Annotated in this window: 16 protein-coding genes; 6 read left to right on the plus strand and 10 right to left on the minus strand. The window is 65.7% G+C overall.

The annotated features are described in order from the left end of the window. Window positions 1-92: 92 nt before the first annotated feature. A complete protein-coding gene (locus tag ACYQ3G_RS12345; RefSeq protein WP_459826112.1) occupies window positions 93-1862 on the minus strand; it encodes an ABC transporter ATP-binding protein in 1770 nt (589 codons plus the stop codon). Between the two features lie 234 nt (window positions 1863-2096). Here ACYQ3G_RS12345 and ACYQ3G_RS12350 point away from each other — a divergent pair, with 234 nt between their 5' ends. The 5 genes from ACYQ3G_RS12350 to ACYQ3G_RS12370 are packed head-to-tail and all read left to right on the plus strand — an operon-like array spanning window position 2097 to window position 7359. Beyond that, on the plus strand, window positions 2097-4064 hold the full coding sequence (locus tag ACYQ3G_RS12350; RefSeq protein WP_459826113.1) for a TonB-dependent receptor plug domain-containing protein: 1968 nt from the start codon (window positions 2097-2099) through the stop codon (window positions 4062-4064). Next, on the plus strand, window positions 4064-5401 hold the full coding sequence (locus tag ACYQ3G_RS12355; protein WP_459826114.1) for an ABC transporter ATP-binding protein: 1338 nt from the start codon (window positions 4064-4066) through the stop codon (window positions 5399-5401). The genes ACYQ3G_RS12350 and ACYQ3G_RS12355 overlap by 1 nt, the downstream gene beginning before the upstream one ends. Window positions 5402-5454: 53 nt before the next feature. Then, window positions 5455-6075 carry an energy-coupling factor transporter transmembrane component T family protein gene (locus ACYQ3G_RS12360; protein ID WP_459826115.1) on the plus strand — a complete coding sequence of 207 codons (621 nt, stop codon included), beginning with the start codon at window positions 5455-5457 and terminating at the stop codon, window positions 6073-6075. After that, on the plus strand, window positions 6068-6631 hold the full coding sequence (locus tag ACYQ3G_RS12365; RefSeq protein WP_459826116.1) for an ECF transporter S component: 564 nt from the start codon (window positions 6068-6070) through the stop codon (window positions 6629-6631). The genes ACYQ3G_RS12360 and ACYQ3G_RS12365 overlap by 8 nt, the downstream gene beginning before the upstream one ends. Further along, entirely contained in the window at window positions 6628-7359 is a 732-nt protein-coding gene (locus ACYQ3G_RS12370; RefSeq protein WP_459826117.1) for a hypothetical protein, read from the plus strand. The genes ACYQ3G_RS12365 and ACYQ3G_RS12370 overlap by 4 nt, the downstream gene beginning before the upstream one ends. Before the next feature lie 749 nt (window positions 7360-8108). Here ACYQ3G_RS12370 and lgt read toward each other — a convergent pair. Continuing rightward, on the minus strand, window positions 8109-8930 hold the full coding sequence (gene lgt, locus ACYQ3G_RS12375; RefSeq protein WP_459826118.1) for a prolipoprotein diacylglyceryl transferase: 822 nt from the start codon (window positions 8928-8930) through the stop codon (window positions 8109-8111). Window positions 8931-9204: 274 nt separating this feature from the next. Next, complete coding sequence (locus ACYQ3G_RS12380; RefSeq protein ID WP_459826119.1) at window positions 9205-9690, minus strand: FlxA-like family protein; 486 nt, start codon at window positions 9688-9690, stop codon at window positions 9205-9207. A gap of 359 nt (window positions 9691-10049) precedes the next feature. Between ACYQ3G_RS12380 and ACYQ3G_RS12385 the strand changes: the two genes are divergently transcribed. Then, entirely contained in the window at window positions 10050-11234 is a 1185-nt protein-coding gene (locus ACYQ3G_RS12385) for an OmpP1/FadL family transporter (protein ID WP_459826120.1), read from the plus strand. 82 nt (window positions 11235-11316) lie between these two features. Here ACYQ3G_RS12385 and ACYQ3G_RS12390 read toward each other — a convergent pair whose 3' ends face one another. Genes ACYQ3G_RS12390 through ACYQ3G_RS12420 form a run of 7 tightly spaced genes read right to left on the minus strand, consistent with a single transcriptional unit; the run spans window position 11317 to window position 17723 of the window. Further along, window positions 11317-11913, minus strand: coding sequence for a histidine phosphatase family protein (locus ACYQ3G_RS12390; RefSeq protein ID WP_459826121.1), 597 nt, complete (start codon window positions 11911-11913; stop codon window positions 11317-11319). Next, window positions 11910-13025, minus strand: coding sequence for a DVU_1551 family NTP transferase (locus ACYQ3G_RS12395; RefSeq protein ID WP_459826122.1), 1116 nt, complete (start codon window positions 13023-13025; stop codon window positions 11910-11912). The genes ACYQ3G_RS12390 and ACYQ3G_RS12395 overlap by 4 nt, the downstream gene beginning before the upstream one ends. Next, window positions 13022-14047 (minus strand): XdhC family aldehyde oxidoreductase maturation factor, encoded by a 1026-nt coding sequence (locus tag ACYQ3G_RS12400; protein WP_459826123.1) that lies wholly within the window; start codon window positions 14045-14047, stop codon window positions 13022-13024. Before ACYQ3G_RS12400 ends, ACYQ3G_RS12395 begins: the two co-directional genes overlap by 4 nt. Beyond that, window positions 14044-15351 (minus strand): DVU_1553 family AMP-dependent CoA ligase, encoded by a 1308-nt coding sequence (locus tag ACYQ3G_RS12405; protein WP_459826124.1) that lies wholly within the window; start codon window positions 15349-15351, stop codon window positions 14044-14046. Before ACYQ3G_RS12405 ends, ACYQ3G_RS12400 begins: the two co-directional genes overlap by 4 nt. Further along, window positions 15348-16763: a radical SAM (seleno)protein TrsS gene (gene trsS / locus ACYQ3G_RS12410; protein ID WP_459826125.1), complete on the minus strand. Its 1416-nt coding sequence runs from the start codon at window positions 16761-16763 to the stop codon at window positions 15348-15350. Before trsS ends, ACYQ3G_RS12405 begins: the two co-directional genes overlap by 4 nt. After that, a complete protein-coding gene (locus tag ACYQ3G_RS12415) occupies window positions 16756-17199 on the minus strand; it encodes a DVU_1555 family C-GCAxxG-C-C protein (RefSeq protein WP_459826126.1) in 444 nt (147 codons plus the stop codon). The genes trsS and ACYQ3G_RS12415 overlap by 8 nt, the downstream gene beginning before the upstream one ends. Further along, the gene (locus ACYQ3G_RS12420) at window positions 17196-17723 is read right to left on the minus strand and encodes a hypothetical protein (protein WP_459826127.1); all 528 of its coding nucleotides are present in this window, start codon (window positions 17721-17723) and stop codon (window positions 17196-17198) included. Before ACYQ3G_RS12420 ends, ACYQ3G_RS12415 begins: the two co-directional genes overlap by 4 nt. Between the last annotated feature and the right edge of the window lie 207 nt (window positions 17724-17930).

Here is a 17930-nt window from a genome sequence, read left to right on the forward strand (position 1 = left end):
TCACAAAAGATATACGCAGCGCTGACCGAAACCGTCACACCCGCCGCGCGCACATGGCTTTGCCAGTGAGTTGCAATATCCGCGCCTGACCCCTATTCCCCGCTCTGCACCTGCCACAGCCCGGCGTAGACGCCGCCCGCGCCGACCAGTTCGGCATGGGTCCCGCGCTCCACGATGACGCCGTCGACGATGACCACGATCTCGTCGCACTGCCGCACCGTGGACAGGCGATGGGCGATGGCCAGGGTGATGCGGTCGCCGCGCAGCTCCTTCAGATTGTTCTGGATGACCTCCTCGGTCCGCGTGTCCACGCTGGCGGTGGCCTCGTCGAGGATGAGGAACTCGGGGTCGCGCAGGATGGCCCGGGCCAGGGAGATGCGTTGGCGCTGGCCGCCCGAGAGCTTCATGCCGCGGTCCCCGACCAGGGTGCCGTACCCGTCGGGCAAGGCATCGATGAACTCCGCGGCCCCGGCCAGGCGCGCCGCTCGCCGGACGTCGTCATCCACGGCACTGGGCGAACCCAGGCGGATGTTCTCGCCCACTGTGCCGTGGAAGAGGTAGGCCTCCTGGGACACGTAGCCGATGCGGCCCCGCCAGCTGTCGAGGGGCACCGAGGCCAGAGGCCGGCCGTTGACCAGAATCTCGCCGCCCATGGGGTCGTAGTAGCGCAGCATGAGCTTGGCCAGGGAGCTCTTGCCCGCGCCCGTGGGCCCGACCACGCCGAGGACCCTGCCCCGCTCCAGGGAAAGGTCGATGCCGCACAGGACCTTGTCGCGGCCGGGATAGGCGAAACACATGTTTCGGACCTCGACGCGTTCAAGCGCGCCCTGCAGGGGAGCGGCGGAGGCCTCGTCACGGACCGTGGGCGCCGTGTCGAAGATCTCGGTGATGCGCTGGGCCGAGGCCTCGGACTGCTGGATCTGGTTGATGAGCATGCCGAAGACGAAGAGCGGCAGGATGAGGCGCATGGCCAGGAGCACGAAGGTCGTGAAGTCGCCGACGCTTGGGCCGATGCCAGAGAAGGTCATCCAGCCGCCCACCCCGATGAGCAGGGCGTAACCCATGCCGGCCACGCCGTAGAGCAGGGGCACGAAGCGCGAGCGCTCCAGGGCGGCACGCACGGCCGCGTCGCGGTACTCCTCGGAGCGCTGGCGGATGCGGCCCGTCTGGTGGTCCTGGGCCGAGTAGGCCTGGATGACGTGCATGCCCTGCAGGTTGTTCTCGAGGATGGAGTTGATCTCGCCCACGGCCTTGCGCGCCGTGCGGTACTGGGGCGAGACGCGGGTGGCGAAGAAGCGCACGGCCCAGACGGCGATGGGCATTGGCGCCAAAAGGAGCAGCGCCAGGTGCCAGTCCAGCCAGAAGAGGATGCCGTAGATGCCGGTGAAGGTGATGAACAGGCGCACGATGCTCGTGGACGTGTCCGAGAAGAAGCGCTCCAGGTTGTCCACGTCCCCGGCCAGCACGGCCATGATGTCGCCCGTCTGGCGGGACTCGAAGTACGACACGTCGAGGCGCTGCACGTGGGTGTAGAGTTCCACGCGCAGGTCGTGCCGGATCATCTGCGCCGCGCTGTCCAGGGTGTAGTCGCTGACGCTCTGGAACACGGCCAGCCCCGCGAAGGTGCCGAGCACCAGCAGCCCGGCCCAGAGAAAATCAGTCTCGGCCAGGGCCTGCCCGTCCCGCAGGGCCACGGACACCGTGTCCACCACCCGGCCGACCACGATCATGGGCAGCAGATCAAAAAACCGCGCCCCCGCATTGGCCGCGAGCCCCAAGGCGATACGCCGCGCATGGGGCCGGGCGAAACGCACCAATCGCCACAGGGCGCGGCCGAGGGTGCGGGTTTCTTGTGCGTTCATAAAGTTTTCCTTGCCGACAAAAGCCAGATGTCGTGCACATCCGCTCTCACCGGGATATCTTTTGACGCGTCCACATCCTGGATGCAGCTGATCGTGAACGCGCGCCATATATTATGCCATAAAAGACATATGTGTCCGTATTGACTAAAATTTTTCCTAAATATACCTACGCAGACATAATAAAATCTTCCGGCAAAGGACCCTATCTTCAACTTCCTACACATGAGGATTCCCATGACCCGATTCCAGCAGGTCTTCATGCTTCTCCTCGCCCTGGTCCTGGCACATCCGGCATCCGCCCAGGAGGCCGAATATGTCCTGGGTGAAATCGTTGTCAAATCCGACAAGCCCGGCGTCGAAGACGTGACCAACGTCGCCGAGGTCACGGCAGAAGACATCGAGATGCGCGGCGCAACCACTCTCAACGAAGCCATCGAGATGCTGCCGGGCGTGTACATCCGCACCGCGGCCGACGGCACCCCGCGCATCGACGTCCGTGGCTTCCGCACGCGCCACATCAAGCTGCTCATCAACGGCACGCCCTTTCAGTCCACCTACGACGGACAGTTCGACCCGGCCTCCATCCCGGCCGAGAACATCGCCCGCATCGTGCTGACCAAAGGCGCCAGTTCCGTGCTCTACGGGGCCGGCGGAACCGCCGCCGTCATCAATATCATCACCAAGGGCGGCGAACAGGGCATGCACGGTTCCGTGGGCGTACGGGCCGGGGAGGTCGATTCCTACCTTGGCAAGGCTTCCCTGTCCGGCGGAAGCGAAAAGGGATTTTTCTTCGGCAGCGTGAGCAGCCTCAATTCCGGAGCATATCCGATTTCCGACGACTTCGACCGGAATGCGGCGCAAGACTCCGACAAGCGTGAAAACAGCGACCGTGACCGCGACAGCGCCTTTTTCAACGGCGGGTACAACATCAGCGACAGCACCAAGCTCGGCGCAGTCTTCTCCTACAGCGGCGGCAGCTACGGCAAGCCGCCGTCCGTCATCACCGACAGCAAGGACCCCTTCGGAAAGACGGCCAAGTACGAACGCCTGGAGGACTACAGCGAGGTGGGCACCCAGTTCAACCTTCGCCACGAGTTCGATTTCCCCCTGTCTCTCGACACGGCCGTATACGCGAACCAGCGTAACGAACTGACCAAAACCTTCAAAGACGACACATACGACGCTATCAACGGCAAAAGTCGTTCCACAAGCAGCGTAGCTGGCGCATCCCTCCGCGCCAGCTACGACTTCGATGTACTCGGCGTCCTTACGACCGCCCTCAACGGCGAAAATCAAAGCTGGGACGAATCTGGGTTCTCTACGAACACTAAAGGCAAGAAGACCGACATCGGTGTGAACCAGGATCTGCAGGAATACTCGGCCGGACTGGAATACACCATCACTCCCATCGATCAGGTGACCCTGGTCGCCGGTGGCAGCTACGTCGCCCAGACCGGCCCCGAATCAGAAACGGCCACGGACTGGACCTATCTCCTCGGCGCGAGCTACCGCCCCTTCGAAGGCACGACCCTCTCCGCCAACCACGCCCGCAAGGTGCGCTTCGCCTCAGTGCGGAACCTTTTCGACTCCGCATCCGGCAACCCGGATTTAGAGCCCGAAGTTGCGAAGCATTTCGAAATCGGCCTGACCCAGGAGCTACCGTTCAAGACGATCTTCAGCGGATCGGTCTACCGGATCGAAGCGCAGGACATGATTGAAAAGGTTGCGACTCCGACCATTCTTGAACCGAAAAAGGAAACCTACACGAATTTTGAAGAATATCTATTTCACGGTTTTGAAGTTGGACTGGAAAACACGTTCTTCGACTCGCTTTGGATCAGGACAGCATACAATTATCTGGACTCCGAGGACAAATCTGACGGCTCCGAACGCGATGAGTTGCAATACCGTCCCCGTGACACTGTTTCGCTGGAAGGCAAATACACCTGCCCCTTCGGCACGACCCTGTACGCAGGACTCCAGTACGTGGCCAACCAGTACACGTACAACGATGACGCCACCCTGAAGAAGCGCATGGACGACTTCACTTTGGTCGATCTCAAGCTGAGCCATGCCTTTCTGGAAAAGGCCCTGAGCGTCTACGCCGGCGTCAACAACCTCTTCGACGAGGATTACGAGGAAAGCTACGGCTTCCCCCGGCCCGGCCGGACGCTGTACTGCGGCATCGACTACGTCTTCTGATGAACCTCACGTTGCAAAACGTCAGCGCGGCCGGCATCGCCGGCCCGCTCTACTCCGGGGTCGACCTCAACGTCGGCCCCGGAGAATGCCTCTGCATCACCGGCCCCACCGGCAGTGGCAAATCGACGCTGCTGCGGACCATGGCCGGGCTGCATCCCCCCGGTCCCGGCGGCAAGGTCCTGCTCGACGGCCACCCCGTGTCCGAAGCCCTGCCCGGTCGCATCGGGCTTATCCTGCAAAACCCCGACACGCAGCTCCTCTGCCCGGACATCGGCTCCGAACTGGCCTTCGGGCTGGAGAACCTGCGCGTAACGCCGGCCGAGATGACCGGCCGCATGCTGCAGGCCATGGCCCGCGTCGGGCTCGGCGCCGCCGAAGTGACCCTGGACCGTCCCGTCGGCACGCTGTCCGTCGGCCAGAAGTACAAGCTTCTCCTGGCCTCCATGCTGGTCATGGACCCGTCTGTCCTGCTCCTCGACGAGCCCTGCGCCCAGCTCGACCAGCCCGGCATCGAAGCCCTCGACGCCTTTCTCGGACATTTTCTGGCCGCGGGAGGCAGCGTCGTGCTATGCGAACACGACCCCATCGCGCTCACAGTCATCCAACGCACCCTCGGCATCGCCGACGCAACCCTGCGCGACGTCGTCCACCCGGCCCCGGTCCCGCTTTCGAGCCCGCCGCAGCTTGCCGATACTCCCTTCATGGCGCGCCTTTCGTCCGCGTCCCTTGAACTGGGCGACAGGCGCATCTGGGACAACCTGAATTTCACGCTGCGAAAAGGCGAAATCGCCATCATCCACGGTGACAACGGATCTGGAAAGACCTCTCTCCTGCGCTGCCTGACAGGTTTCCAAACCCTGTCGTCGGGAACGGCCGAAGTTCTGGGCCTGCCCCCGGCTCCGGCGAAGCTGCGCGGGCGGGTCGGCCTGCTGGTCCAGAACCCGGCCCGGCAACTGACGGCCGACACGGTCTTGGAGGAAGTCTCCTTTCCCCTGGAATACCGGAAGCTACCCAAGGCGCGCCGCCTCGAACTAGCGCTGGAGATCCTGGACGGGCTGGGCCTGTCGGACCTCGCGCAGCGCCCGCCTTTCCTGCTGAGCCACGGCGAGCAACATCTCGTGGCCCTGGCCTCGGTCCTGGCCGTGGAGCCCGAACTGCTCCTCCTCGACGACCCCTTCGTCGGCCTCGACCCCACCAGCGCGGCCCGGGTCTGGGACATCCTGCACACCCTCTGCCGCGGCGGAACATCCGTCGTCTGCGCCCTGCACCGCAGGCCCGCAACGCACGGGGCGCACAGCATCCACCGCCTCGACCGCACGGGGCTGACACCATGCTGAGCGGCGCATCCCGACACACTCAGCGGGTCAAGCAGACTCATCTCGTGGCCCGCATGACGGCAGCCCTCGGCCTAGCCCTGGCCGCCATGCTCTGGCACGGCCCCTGGAGCCTGTGGGTCCTGACCCTCGGCACGGCGGCCCTGGCCGTGGCTTCCGGGGCGCACCGGCACCCCTGGAAGCGCCTCGTTCTGGTCTTCGTCTGGCAGGTCGGACTGGTCCTGGCCCTCTATTTGCTTCGCTACGGGCCGCAGAGCCTGCCGGAAGGGGCGAGGGTCGCGTATCGACTGGTCCTGCTCGTCCTGCCCGGCGTGCTGCTGATGCGGACCACGCACCACGGCGACATGGCCCGCCTGCTGGTCCGCGTGCTGCCAGCCCGGATGGGCTTCGTGCTCTCGACCTGCGTCTTCTTCTTCCCCACCCTGTGGGGCGTGACGGTCCAGACCTACGAAAGCCAGGTGCTGCGCGGGGCCCGCATCCTGCCCCGCGAACTCCTGACCCCCGTCAACTGGGGCACGCTGGTGCGCGTCATCTGTCTGCCGGCCATCGTGACCAGCCTGGCCCTGGCCCGGGACATCGCCCTGGCCGCGCACTGCCGCTGGTACGGCCTGCATCCCGACCGCACCGTCTGGCCCGGCCCGCAGCAATCACCACAATCCGGAGCGCCCCATGCGTAACCACATGTTCGGCTTCACCCTGCAGGAATCCCTCTTCCTGGGCTTCTGCTCCCTGCTGATCCTGTCCACAAAGCTCCTGCTGCGCCTCAATCTCAAGATGCCGGGACATTCCATGTTCTTCCTAATCCTCTTTCTGCTGCTGGCGGCCCTGTGCGTCCGCAAGCCCTGGAGCGCGACCATGGCGGCGGTCATGGCCGGGCTGCTGGGCATGTTCACGGGCAGCGGCAAGCTGGGGCCCCTGGGGCTCGTCAGCTACGTCCTCCCCGCCCTGGTCGTGGATTTCTGCGTGCCGTTCCTGCGTCGAAGCCGCAAAAACCTGCTGGCCTTCGCCTTCGCCGGATTCCTCGCGGCCGGGGCCAGGGCCCCTGTCTCGCTGTTCTCGGAATGGATGGTCGGCATGGACCTACAGGTCCTGATGCTCAGCACGGCCATCAAGACGGGAAGCGGCATGGTCTTCGGAGCCCTGGGCGCCCTGCCCGTGCCGGCTCTGCTGACCAAGCTCGAGGCCCGCGGACTTCTCCCAACCAACCCAAACAATTCAGGAGCTGCGTCATGAAGCTCATCATCTGCATGGACGACACGGACAATCTGGAAAGCAAGGGCACCGGCTGGCTGGTCGAGGACGCCTGTCGCGAGATGACGGGCATGGGCTGGGGGCGGTATTCCCAGATCTCCAGGCACCAGCTCTTCGTGCACCCGGACATCCCTTACACCTCCCACAACAGTTCCATGGTATTCACGGCCGACACGGACGTGCCGGGTGAAAAGTACGTCGAATTCCTGAGCGCCTTTCTGGAACGGCACAGCGCGCCCGGCTCCGACCCGGGACTGTGCGTCGCGTCAGAACCCCTCAACGGGACCAGGGAAGCCCTCATCTCCTTCGGGCTGCGCGCCAAGAAGGAGGTCCTGACCAAGGCCGAGGCCTACGCCCTGGCGCGAGAGCTCGGTGTGCATCTGTCCGAACACGGCGGCACCGGCGGAGGGGTCATCGGCGCCCTGGCGGGCATCGGCCTGAGGCTGTGGGGCAACGACGGCCGCTTCCGGGGCTGGTTCCACCTCGGCCGCGACGGCGAAGTCGTGACCGCGGACAGGATCCTGGCCTTCGAATCGGTAGAGTCCATCCGCACGCCGGACGGTGCCGCAGTGCACAGCGACGCGCCTATCGCCATCTCCGATCAGCTCAAGACCATCTGCATGGACGGCCGCTCCACGCTCCTCGTCCATCCGGCGGGTGGCGACGGCGTGTACAGGGTGCTCGCCAAGCAGGAACTCAAGCGCTACTGACATCGGCCGGCGCCGAGCCCGCAAGGCCGCGACGCCTCGCCACTGAAAACGCCGTTTCGGACAACCGGAACGGCGTTTTTCATTTCAGCCCACGGGAACCATGCAACGCAGACACGACGTCCTACAGGTGCAAGCCCGCACCGGTTGCCGCCCAGTGGCGGACAGGCCTTCCGAACAGCCTGATTCATCACGATCAAATTTCCAACAAATCACACTTTCAATTCCAAATCATCACGCCTGAAATTCCAAATTATCACAAACAAAAATCCAAATTATTCAGTATGAAGTGGATGTTGTCATCGAAAATCCCCAAGGCGAAATCACTTTAGTGAGATCAAGGCCGCGGCCACGGTCACCGAGCGCGACCTGCGCGGGCTCAAGCGTTTCTGCGCCGTTGCCGGCGAAAGGATGCGTCTGGGCGTGATCCTCTACGACGGGACGGAAACGCTGTCCCTGGGGCCGAATCTGCTGGCCGCGCCGCTGTCGACATTGTGGGGTCGGCCGGATTGAATCCGCAGGCCGGATGAAAGCGGATGAGGTCACCCATTGCCTGGCTCAGACCCCGCGCATCCCGTCTTGACCCGCCGGCAGGCGGATGATGAAAGATAATCTGCAGCGTCTCGCTACCCTCGCACAACGCCTGCGGCAGATTCACCCGGAACTCCCTGACGATGCGGCCCGAGCCGAAGTCGAACAATTTCCGCACATCGCAGTCCTCCGCCGGCATTCCAAGGGACGCGCCGGCCGTGTCACCGCTTCCCTTTGCGCCGCTCCTTCATGCCGGCAGCGGTCTGCGGATGCTTCACGGCGTACGCGACCAGCCCGATGCCCAGCGCGAGAAACGGCACGCTCAGCCACTGGCCCACGCTGAAGGCCTGCCCGGCCTCGTAAACGGCCTGCGGCTCCTTGGGAAACTCCGCGACTATGCGCACCAGGAAGACGAGGGTCAGCAGACACCCGGTCAGCAGGCCCAGGGGGGTGCGCCTGCCAAGCCGCGCGTACAGGAGGACGAGCACGCCCAGGGTCGCCAGATACCCGGCCGCCTCGTAGAGCTGGGCCGGGTGCCGTGGGACCTGGTCCACGAGGTCGAAGACCACGCCCCACGACCCCGAAGTGGGCTTGCCGACGATCTCCGAATTCATGAAATTCCCGAGCCGGATACAGACCGCGCCCAGAGCCCCGGGCAGGGCGAGCCGGTCGAGGAGCCACAGCAGGGGAACCGGCGGGGAAAACTTCCGCGCGGCCAGCCAGAACCCGCAGACCAGCCCGGCGATGCCGCCGTGGCTGGCCAGCCCGCCTTCCCAGATGGCCAGAATCTTCAGCGGGTTGGCGAAATAGTACTGCGGGTCGTAAAAAAGGCAGTGCGCCAGCCGCGCCCCGATGACCGTGCCGAGCACGGCGTACAACAGCAGCCGGTCGAGGTTCGATTCAGCAATCCCCTCTTCACGGAAAACGCGCCTGAAAAAGGACAGTCCGGCCAGAAACGGCGCGGCGAACAGCAGGCCGTACCAACGCAGGGCGAAAGGCCCGAAGGAAACGATGACCGGATCGATGTGCCAGTGGATCAGCATGGTTCTCCCGATGAAAAAATAGTGTCACACGAAGATCATCCGACACGAGGCCAGACACCACTTCATCGCGATGCCCCCCGTTGACTCGGATGTCGGTCATTTCTCGATCAGCGTTGAATTTTGACGCAAATATCACGCATGATCAACGCCATCTTCGACATTCAGGGCAAGGCAGGTCGGGCCGCCGATCACCCTGCTCCCATCCTCGCGAAAAGTGAAACACTATGTGCCAAATGGCCCCGGACAGTGCGGCGAGACCGTCCCCTGTCCCGCATCACTCCTTTCCCGCCTCCATCAGTTCCTGCAACTGCTGCTGCAGTTCCTGGATCTGCTGCAGATATGGCGCGGCCGCGGTCTGCTTCTGCTCGGGCGGCAGATCGCTGTCCATGATGTGCTTGACCTTGTCCATCAGGTCCTTGATGCGCTTCCTGATGTCCTCGACCTGGCTGCCCGTCCCGGAGCCGCCCGACGCGCCTGCGCCGGCACCGGCGACGGAAACTGCGGAGCTTCCTGCCGGTGCGCCTTCTTCCACCCGTCCGGCGGAATAGGCCAGGGAGGCCGCCTGCCCGGAATCGGACCCGGCGGACGCGTCCTTGTCCTTTTCGAACTGCATGGTGCGGAAGTGTTCCAGCAGCCGCTTGGCCTCGGACGACAGGGTCACCGTGTCGCCCCGGGCCGTGCGGGCCGTGTCCGCGGCGCGGGTGTGGGTCCGGCCGGAAAGATACATGTCGGCGATTGACGCGGCGCCGTCGATTCTCATGTCGCCTCCGTTTGCAGGAAGATGTTGCCGCATTGCGGGCCAATCAGCTCTGGAAGCAAAAATCGTTCTCCCGCAGGGATGTCATCGGGTCGGGCCGCCATGGCCTATCTGGCCGGCGTTGCTGGCAGGTTCGCGACTTCGGCCCGTTTGCCCCAATGCATAGAAGTGCCGGCACACACTCAATGCCGTGAGCCACCGCATACCCTGGGTTCTCCCAAGAGCGTGCATGGTCTGAACGCGCCGGATTGAGCGCACGCTCTTCCACTTGTCCTTGAGATGACAGACAAAAGGGCTTATGGGCCCGAGGTTGTCGCGCGTCCGGCCGGTCGCGCATGAACCTTGGCAGATGAGGAGGAACAATGGGGAAAGTTGTTGCCGCTGTCGTGTTGGCGCTGCTGCTGACGGGACAGCAGGTGCTGGCGGCCGGATTCGCCGTCTATGAGTGGAGTGCGCGTGGCATCGCGCTGGGCGGAACGACCATGGCCAGGCGGCCCGACGCGTCCGCGGTGGCGTCCAACCCGGCGGCCATGACGGGCCTGAACGGCACGCAGGTCATGACCGGCCTGGTCGGGGTGGCTCCCATGGCCACCGTGTCCATCGAAGGCGAGGAGAGCTGCGACGGGGAATCCAACGTGTGGCTGCTGCCGCACGCCTATGCGGTCACGCAGCTGGGCGAGCGCTACTGGCTCGGGGTCGGCGCCTTCAACCGCTTCGGCCTGGGCACGGAGTTCGACGAGAACTGGGCCGGAAACGACAGCGTCTACTTCGCGAGCATCAAGAGCGTGTCCCTGACCCCGGTCCTGGGCATGCGCCTGACGGACACGTGGTCCATCGGCGTTGGCGCCGAGGCCAACTATTTCGAGTTCACGCAAAAAAAGAAGGTCGCGAGCATCTACGACCTCAAGGTCCAGGGCGACGACGTGGGCGTTGGCGTCAACCTGTCCACCTGGTACGCGCCCACGGACTGGCTGTCGCTGGGGCTCATGTACCGCAGCGCCATCGACGTGCACCCGCGCGGCGAGGCCGACAGCGATATCCCATCCCTGAACGGTGACGCCGACGGCGAGATCACCCTGCCCGATTCCTGGTCCCTGGGCATGTGCATCACCCCCATGGACAGGCTGAGCCTCGAAGTGGACGTCACACGCACGGGCTGGTCCTCGTACGAGGAACTCGACATCAGCATCAACGGGTCCTCGACCGGCGCCGCCCTCAAGGACTGGCAGGACACCTGGCGCCTGGGCATCGGCGCCGAATACGCCCTGACCCCGGCCTGGGACCTGCGCGCGGGCTACGTCTACGACGAGACGCCCATTCGCACCGAGCGGGCCGACTACATGGTCCCGGCCAACGACCGCCAACTCTTCTGCGCCGGCCTGGGCTGGCACGACCAAGCCTGGAGCGTGGACCTGGGCTACACCTACCTGCTCATCAACGACCGCAAGGGCGCGACGATCTACGTCAGCGGCGGCACGTCCGAAACCGCCGACTTCGAGGACGGCGACGCCCACCTGTTCGGAGTAAGTTTGGCGTACCGCTTCTAGGTCGGCTCCGATTCGCATCAAAAAGGCCGCCGGGAAACAAAACCGGCGGCCTTTTTGATGGAGCGCGCGCAAAGCGGTACGCTCACAGCGCGGGAAGGTTCATGGCGGCGACGCGGCATTCACCGTCCCCGGCGTGCAGGACGTTGACGCAGGCGTAGTGCTGTTCCAGGCGGAAAAGATTCTCCAGGGGCATGCCCAGGATGCGGCACAGGAGGACGCGGTTCACGCCGCCGTGGGCCACGATGGCCAGGGGCTCGTCCATATCCGTGACAGCCAGTTCGAAGGCGGGCCAGGCCCGGCGCTGCACGTCCGCGAAGCTCTCTCCGCCCGGCGGACGGAAGCCGGCCAGGTTGCGGCCCCTGGCCTCGTAGCGGCCGGGAAAACGATCGCGGACCTCTTCCACGGTCAGTCCTTCCCAGGCACCGAGGTAGATTTCACGGAGATCCGGCATGGTTTCCGGCACGAGCCCCAGGACCGCGCCGACGATGCCCGCGCTCTCCACACAGCGCGCCAGGGGGCTGCACAGCAGGCGCGCCACGCCACGGCCGGTCAAAAAACGGCCCACTCCGGCCATCTGTTCCCGGCCACGGTCCGTCAGAGGCAGATCCGTCTGGCCCACAAAGCGACGCGGCGCGGTCTGCGTGATCTCCCCGTGGCGGATGAGATAGACCTCGCTCACGACAGCACCCCGGCCAGAATATCCTCCAAACCGCGACTGCAGGCCTTCTCCACCATGCCCCGCAGGGCCAGGGCGTTGTGCATGCGGCCGCGAATGGCCGCGCAGGCCTCCTCGTCGCAGGCATACAGGGCCAGCTTCTCGCCGAAACGGTCCTCCACGCGCACTCGCCTGTCGCAGCGCACCAGCTTGTCCGCCAGGCAGACGACCTCCTTTTCCGTAAGCAGGCCCGATGCAGGAGGCGGCACGTCGCGGTGGGCGGCCACGGTCCGCGACAGGCCGCCCAGGCCCAGACGCGCAAGCAACTCGCCGCCGGCGGCCTCGTGGTGAGGCCAGCCCTTGGCCACATCGTGCAGCAACGCGGCGTTGTGGACCAGATCCAGATCGAGCCCCGCGCCCTTGCGGTTCAGTTCCTCCCCCATGCGCAGGGCCACCGCGGCCACGGCCAGGCCATGGGCCAGGCCACGCTCGGGCATGGACTGCCCGGCCAGGGCCAGGGCCTCGTCACGATCCCCCACATGCAGACAGGGGACGCGCCGCTGCAGGACGGCAAAATCGTCGGGCGTGTCGGCGTCCAGCAGGATGCCCCTGTCCCAGACCGGGACGTCGAGGGATGGCGCATCCTCCAACAGACCTTGCAACCCGCCACTGCCGTCATGCCCCAGAATGCCCGGGATCAGGCTTGCGGGAATCAGCGGCGGGTGGCCGCGCTCGCCCGCGAAGACCGGATAGGCCACGCGGCCGTCGTAGGCGTCGAGCATCAGGCTGACCGTGGCCGGCCGCACAAGGGGAATATCCGCCGGAAGAATGAAGAAGGCGTCCAGGTCGGACAGGCCTGCACAGGCGGTCGCCGCCGCCCGTACCGACGAGAACATGCCGTCCGCATACGCGGCGTTGTGCGTGACGCTGACGCCCAGCCGGACCGCCTCGGCCTCGACCTCCGGGGCGCGGTACCCCGTCACGACCAGGGGGCTGCCTATGCCGGCCTCCCGGAACACATGCACGCAGCGCGACAGGACCGTCATCCCGCCGAGATCCATGAGGGGCTTGAAGCCGCCCATGCGCGAGGAGAAACCGGCCGCCAGGATGACGGCGCCGAAACGCCCGACCGTCATCCCTGCACCCCGGCACGCACCCCGATCATCTCGCCGACGATGCTCACGGCGATCTCCTCGGGCGTGTCGGCGCCGATGGTCAGACCGATGGGACAGAAGACGCGGTCGATATCGGCCTGCGTATAGCCGTTCTCGAGCAGGGAGCGGTAGACCGCGTCGCGCTTGCTGCGGCTGCCGATCATGCCGACGTACCCCGCCTCGGTCCGCAGGGCCTGGGCCAAAACATCGCGGTCGTGCATGTGCCCGCGGGTGACGATGACCACGTAGTCGTCGGGACCCAGATCCTTCAGGCATTGGTTGAAATTTTCCAGCACCCGCACCTCGCGGGCCTCGGGGTAGCGCTCGGTGCTAGCGAACTCGGCCCGGTCGTCCATGACCACCACTTCGAACCCGGCGAAGGCCGCCACCTTGGCCGTGGCCAGGGCCACGTGCCCCGCGCCGACGAGGTGCAGCACCGTGGGTGCGACCAGAGGCTCCGCAAAGACGCGCAGACCATCGCCTTCGAGGCTGAAATTCTGGCGCGTCTTCGACGCCTTGCGGGCCAGCTCAAGAGCCATGCCTTCGGGCAATTCCGCGCCATCCAGGCCCGTCGCCTCGGACCACAAGGCCAGGGCAAGCGCCCGTTCGGGCCCCATGACGGTCACCAGGGCCGGCCGTTGCCGCGCGTCATGCAGGTCCTTCAGCTTTTCGAAAAAGCCGCGACACTCGGGCGTGACGCGCTGCAGCAGCACCTTGACCGCCCCGCCACAAACCATGCCCGCCTGGGCGGCCGTGTGCGAATTCAGGTCGAAGGGCAGCAGCACGTGCGACTCGCCCCTCTCAAGCATCTTCCTGGCCCGGGCCAGACTGGCCCCCTCAACGGGACCGCCGCCCACGGAGCCGCGGATGCCGCCTCCCGGCAAGACCAGCATCCTGGCCCCGGATGTGCGCGGGGCCGAGCCCGAGCTCTCGACGATGCCGCAGAAGACAGCGTCCCGCCCCTGAGCCAGGGTCTCCAGCAATGATTCGAGTATATCCTTCAAAGCGTGCTCCCGCGTTGATCGTTGATGGTGCGCTTGACGGTGTGGGACGGCGAAAAGGCCTCGACCCGGCGCATGGGGGCCAGGCTCAAACTCCCAAGGTCCAGGGCCGCGGCCACCCCGGGCACGCGCCGCAGGGCCAGCCCCAGGTCCCGCTCCAGATGCTCATGCCCCGCCCCGGCCCGGAATTCAATGCCCAGGCGGTCCGCGCCTGCGCAAGACTCCAGCGTGGCGCGGTAGTCCAAAAGTCCCTCCACGTCGAAAAGCCTGTCGTCCAGTTCCCGGCTGGTCAAGCTGAAACCCCCGCCGAGAACGCACGCATTCCCGCGTCCGGTCACATCGCACAGCCGCGCCGTGACGCCGCCGCAGGCGCACCGCCCCTTGGCCAGGCGGGCCAGGTCGCCCGTGCGGTAGCGCAGCAGCGGCATGGCCCGGCGGCCCAGCGTGGTCACGACCACCTCGCCCTCCTCCCCCTCGCCCAAAACCGCGCCCGTTACCGGGTCCACGATCTCGAAAAGAAGGTCGGACTCCCGCAGATGGCAGCCGTCATGGACTTCGCACTCCACGCCGCCGCCAAGGCCCGTCTCCGTGGCGCCGTAGTGCAGAAATGTCTCGCAGCCGCAGGCCTCCTCGATGCGCCGGCGCAGGGCCGGCGGGGCGTAATCCGAACACAGCAGCATGGTCCGGATCGCGCCGAAGGGTAGCGCATCCGACAGGGCCAGAAGATGCTGGGGCAGGCCCACGAGGCAGGAATATCCCTCGCGCACGACGAACTCGGCCAGCCCTTGCACATCCTCAGGCGGCCAAAGCCCGGCGCAGTGCACCCCGCCGCCGGTCAGGGCACGGATGAGCAGGTCCCCGGTGCTGTCGGGCTGACTGAAGGGCAGCAAGGCCAGAACCCGGTCCTCCTGCCCCGCCAAATTCAACATGCCGTGCAGAAAGAAATCAAGAGTCCCGGCCAGATCGTCCCGCGTGAAGTGCAGCCGCTTGGGTGCCCCGGTGCTGCCAGAGGTCTGCAGGGTCACGATGCGGGCCACCTCGCCCTGTGGCACGCAGACCATGCGCTGGCCGAAGGCGGCCACATCCGCCACGGTCACGAAAGGCAACCGCGCCAGGTCGGCCGGACAACGCAGCGTCTCCGCCGCCACTCCCGCCAACCGCTCGCGGTACCACGGACTGCCCGCTTGCGCGTGCAGGACCGTCGCGCGCAGCGCCGCCATCTGCGCCCCCTCCAGACGACCCCGCTCCAGCGGACCGGAGATTCCCAGCCTGCGGGACGTGAGGCCGTCGACGGTGCTGACCCTCACGCACGCCCCCGGTACAGACTGCGGCCGTCGCGGGACGTCAGGTTGAAGGCGCAAAAAGGCACCAGGCGCCCGTCAGGCTGCGCCACATGGATGCAGCAGCCCTGCAGGCGCTCCAGATTGAGGCTCCACGCGTCCTGGAAAGCCATGGCCGAGATGGTGAACGTGTGGGTCCGGGCCCTGGCCAGGAAGCGGTCGAGGTCGTTGTCGGGGGTGGGAGCGGGAGTGGGAGTGGAAGAGATGCGGGGCGCCGCCCCGCGCCCCGCAAGGGGCTCGGCCCCTTGACCCTTTAGGGGGGGATGCGATGATTGGAGGGCCTGTGCCGCTGGCGCGGACCATTGGCGGGCGGTGACGCCGATGGACTTGAGGGCGCCGGCCTCGGCGGGTTTGGGCGTGCAGTCGCAGGAGGCGCTGCCCAGGCGCGTGAGGCTGCCGTCCTCGCGCGTCATGTACTTGCCCGAGAAGGAGCACAGGGCGTGCTCGCAGCCCGGAGGCAGGAAGTCGGCCACCCTGACGATGCCGCCACTCTGCGCCTCCAGGCCCGTCATGAGCTCGGGCAAGGTCACGTGGTCGGGGACGAAGTCGGCCGGATACCGTCCGAAATGGCTCATGGGCTGGAAATGGACGCCGCGTACAAAAGGCTGGCGGTCCAGGCCGAAGCGCACGATGTCCCAGAGCTGGTCCGTGTTCACGCCACGCGCCACCGTGGGCACGAGGACGATGCCCAGGCCCGCCGCCGATGCATTGTCCACCGCCCGAACCTTGATCTCGAACAGGTCCCGGCCGCGCAGGGAACGGAAGACTTCGTCGCGCACCCCGTCGAACTGCAGAAAGATGGACGACAGCCCGGCCTTGACCAGCTCGACGGCCAGCCCGGGGGCTTCGGCCAGCCGCAGGCCGTTCGTGTTGAGCTGCACGAAGCCGAAGCCGGCCCGCTTGGCCATGGCCACGATCTGCGGCAGATCCCCGCGCACCGTGGGTTCGCCGCCCGAGAGTTGCAGGTTGCAGCCGCCCGTGCGGGCCATTATCTGGTCGAACATGCGCGCCAGCGTGTCGTGGTCCAGGTCCCGCCCAGCCCCGCCGCTGTCGGCGAAGCACACGGGGCAGCCCAGGTTGCAGCGCGACGTGACCTCCACCAGGGCAGTGCAGGTCCGCTGATTGTGGCGGGCGCACAGGCCGCAGTCGTAAGGGCACCCCTGCCCCACGGCTTCGCGCGGCCCGCCGCCGAAGGGGATCTTGGGCCGCGCCCAGCTCGAAAACGCCGGCTCCCCACGCCAGACCACGGTCGAAAACTCGCCATGCTCGGGGCAGCGTTTGACCAGCCGCACGCACCCGCCATCCTCCACCAGCTGCCCTTCAACCCGGCCCAGACACTCGGGGCACACGCTGCCGACCGTGCCGACCACCCTACTCATGTGCCGCGCTCGGGTCGATGCCATTCTCCACAAGGATGGTCAGGACCTTGCCGTAGCATTCGGAAACCAGCCCGCCGCAGACGGATGCGTCAGGCTTGCCGTCTGGCACGATGGCCGAACAGCTGATGCCTCCGAAACGCGCCGTGGCATACTCTTCGAACCATTCGGCCAGTTCCGAAAGCATGAGCGGCAGCCTGTCGTCGGCCTCCTCCGCCGCAGTGCCCTTGCCTGCGTAGGAGGCAATGAGGCAGGCCGCACCCGTCAGGGCCCCGCAGGCGCCCTGGGGCGACGAAAACCCAACGCACAGCCCGGACATGGCCCGCACCAGCCCCGGGTTCTCCACACCCTGCATCTCCAGGGCCATCTGCACGATGATCTGCGCGCAACAGAAGCCCTGCGTGTGCAGGCGCAGGATATCGAGATCGTATTCGTTCATGTCGGCCTCAAAATTTCGTTATGAATGAAGTTGAAATGGAACACTCGGGACTCGCAAGCGCGGACATGCCCCGAAGGAAGTCCGTCCGTGACGGCATCCATGTCCAGGCCGGGATTCATGGTTCCCAAGTCGTCAAAGGCATGGATTCCCGCCTTCGCGGGAATGACGCCTTTCTGGGGCGACGTTTCGGCGTTATTTTTGGCGGCATCCTCCCGCATCACCACCGCGTCATCCCCGTGCAGACGGGGATCCATGGTTCCCGAGTCGTCAAAGGCATGGATTCCCGCCTTCGCGGGAATGACGCCTTTCTGGGGCGACGTTTCGGCGTTATTTTTGGCGGCATCCTCCCGCATCACCACCGCGTCATCACCGTGCAGACGGGGATCCATGGTTCCCGAGTCGTCAAAGGCATGGATTCCCGCCTTCGCGGGAATGACGCCTTTCTGGGGCGACGTTTCGGCGTTATTTTTGGCGGCATCCTCCCGCATCACCACCGCGTCATCACCGTGCAGACGGGGATCCATGGTTCCCGAGTCGTCAAAGGCATGGATTCCCGCCTTCGCGGGAATGACGTCAGGACAAAGCGGGCAACCTCATCTCAGCCAAAATCGCCAACTCAACACGCCGGCAGACAATTCACTTGCCACCAACGCGCCAAGGCCGGGGCGGTGCGGGCTTTTCAGGCCGCGTCGGCTGTCTGACTGAGCCAGGCATCGTTTGGTTGTCCGTCG

This window comes from Desulfomicrobium salsuginis (assembly GCF_054657795.1).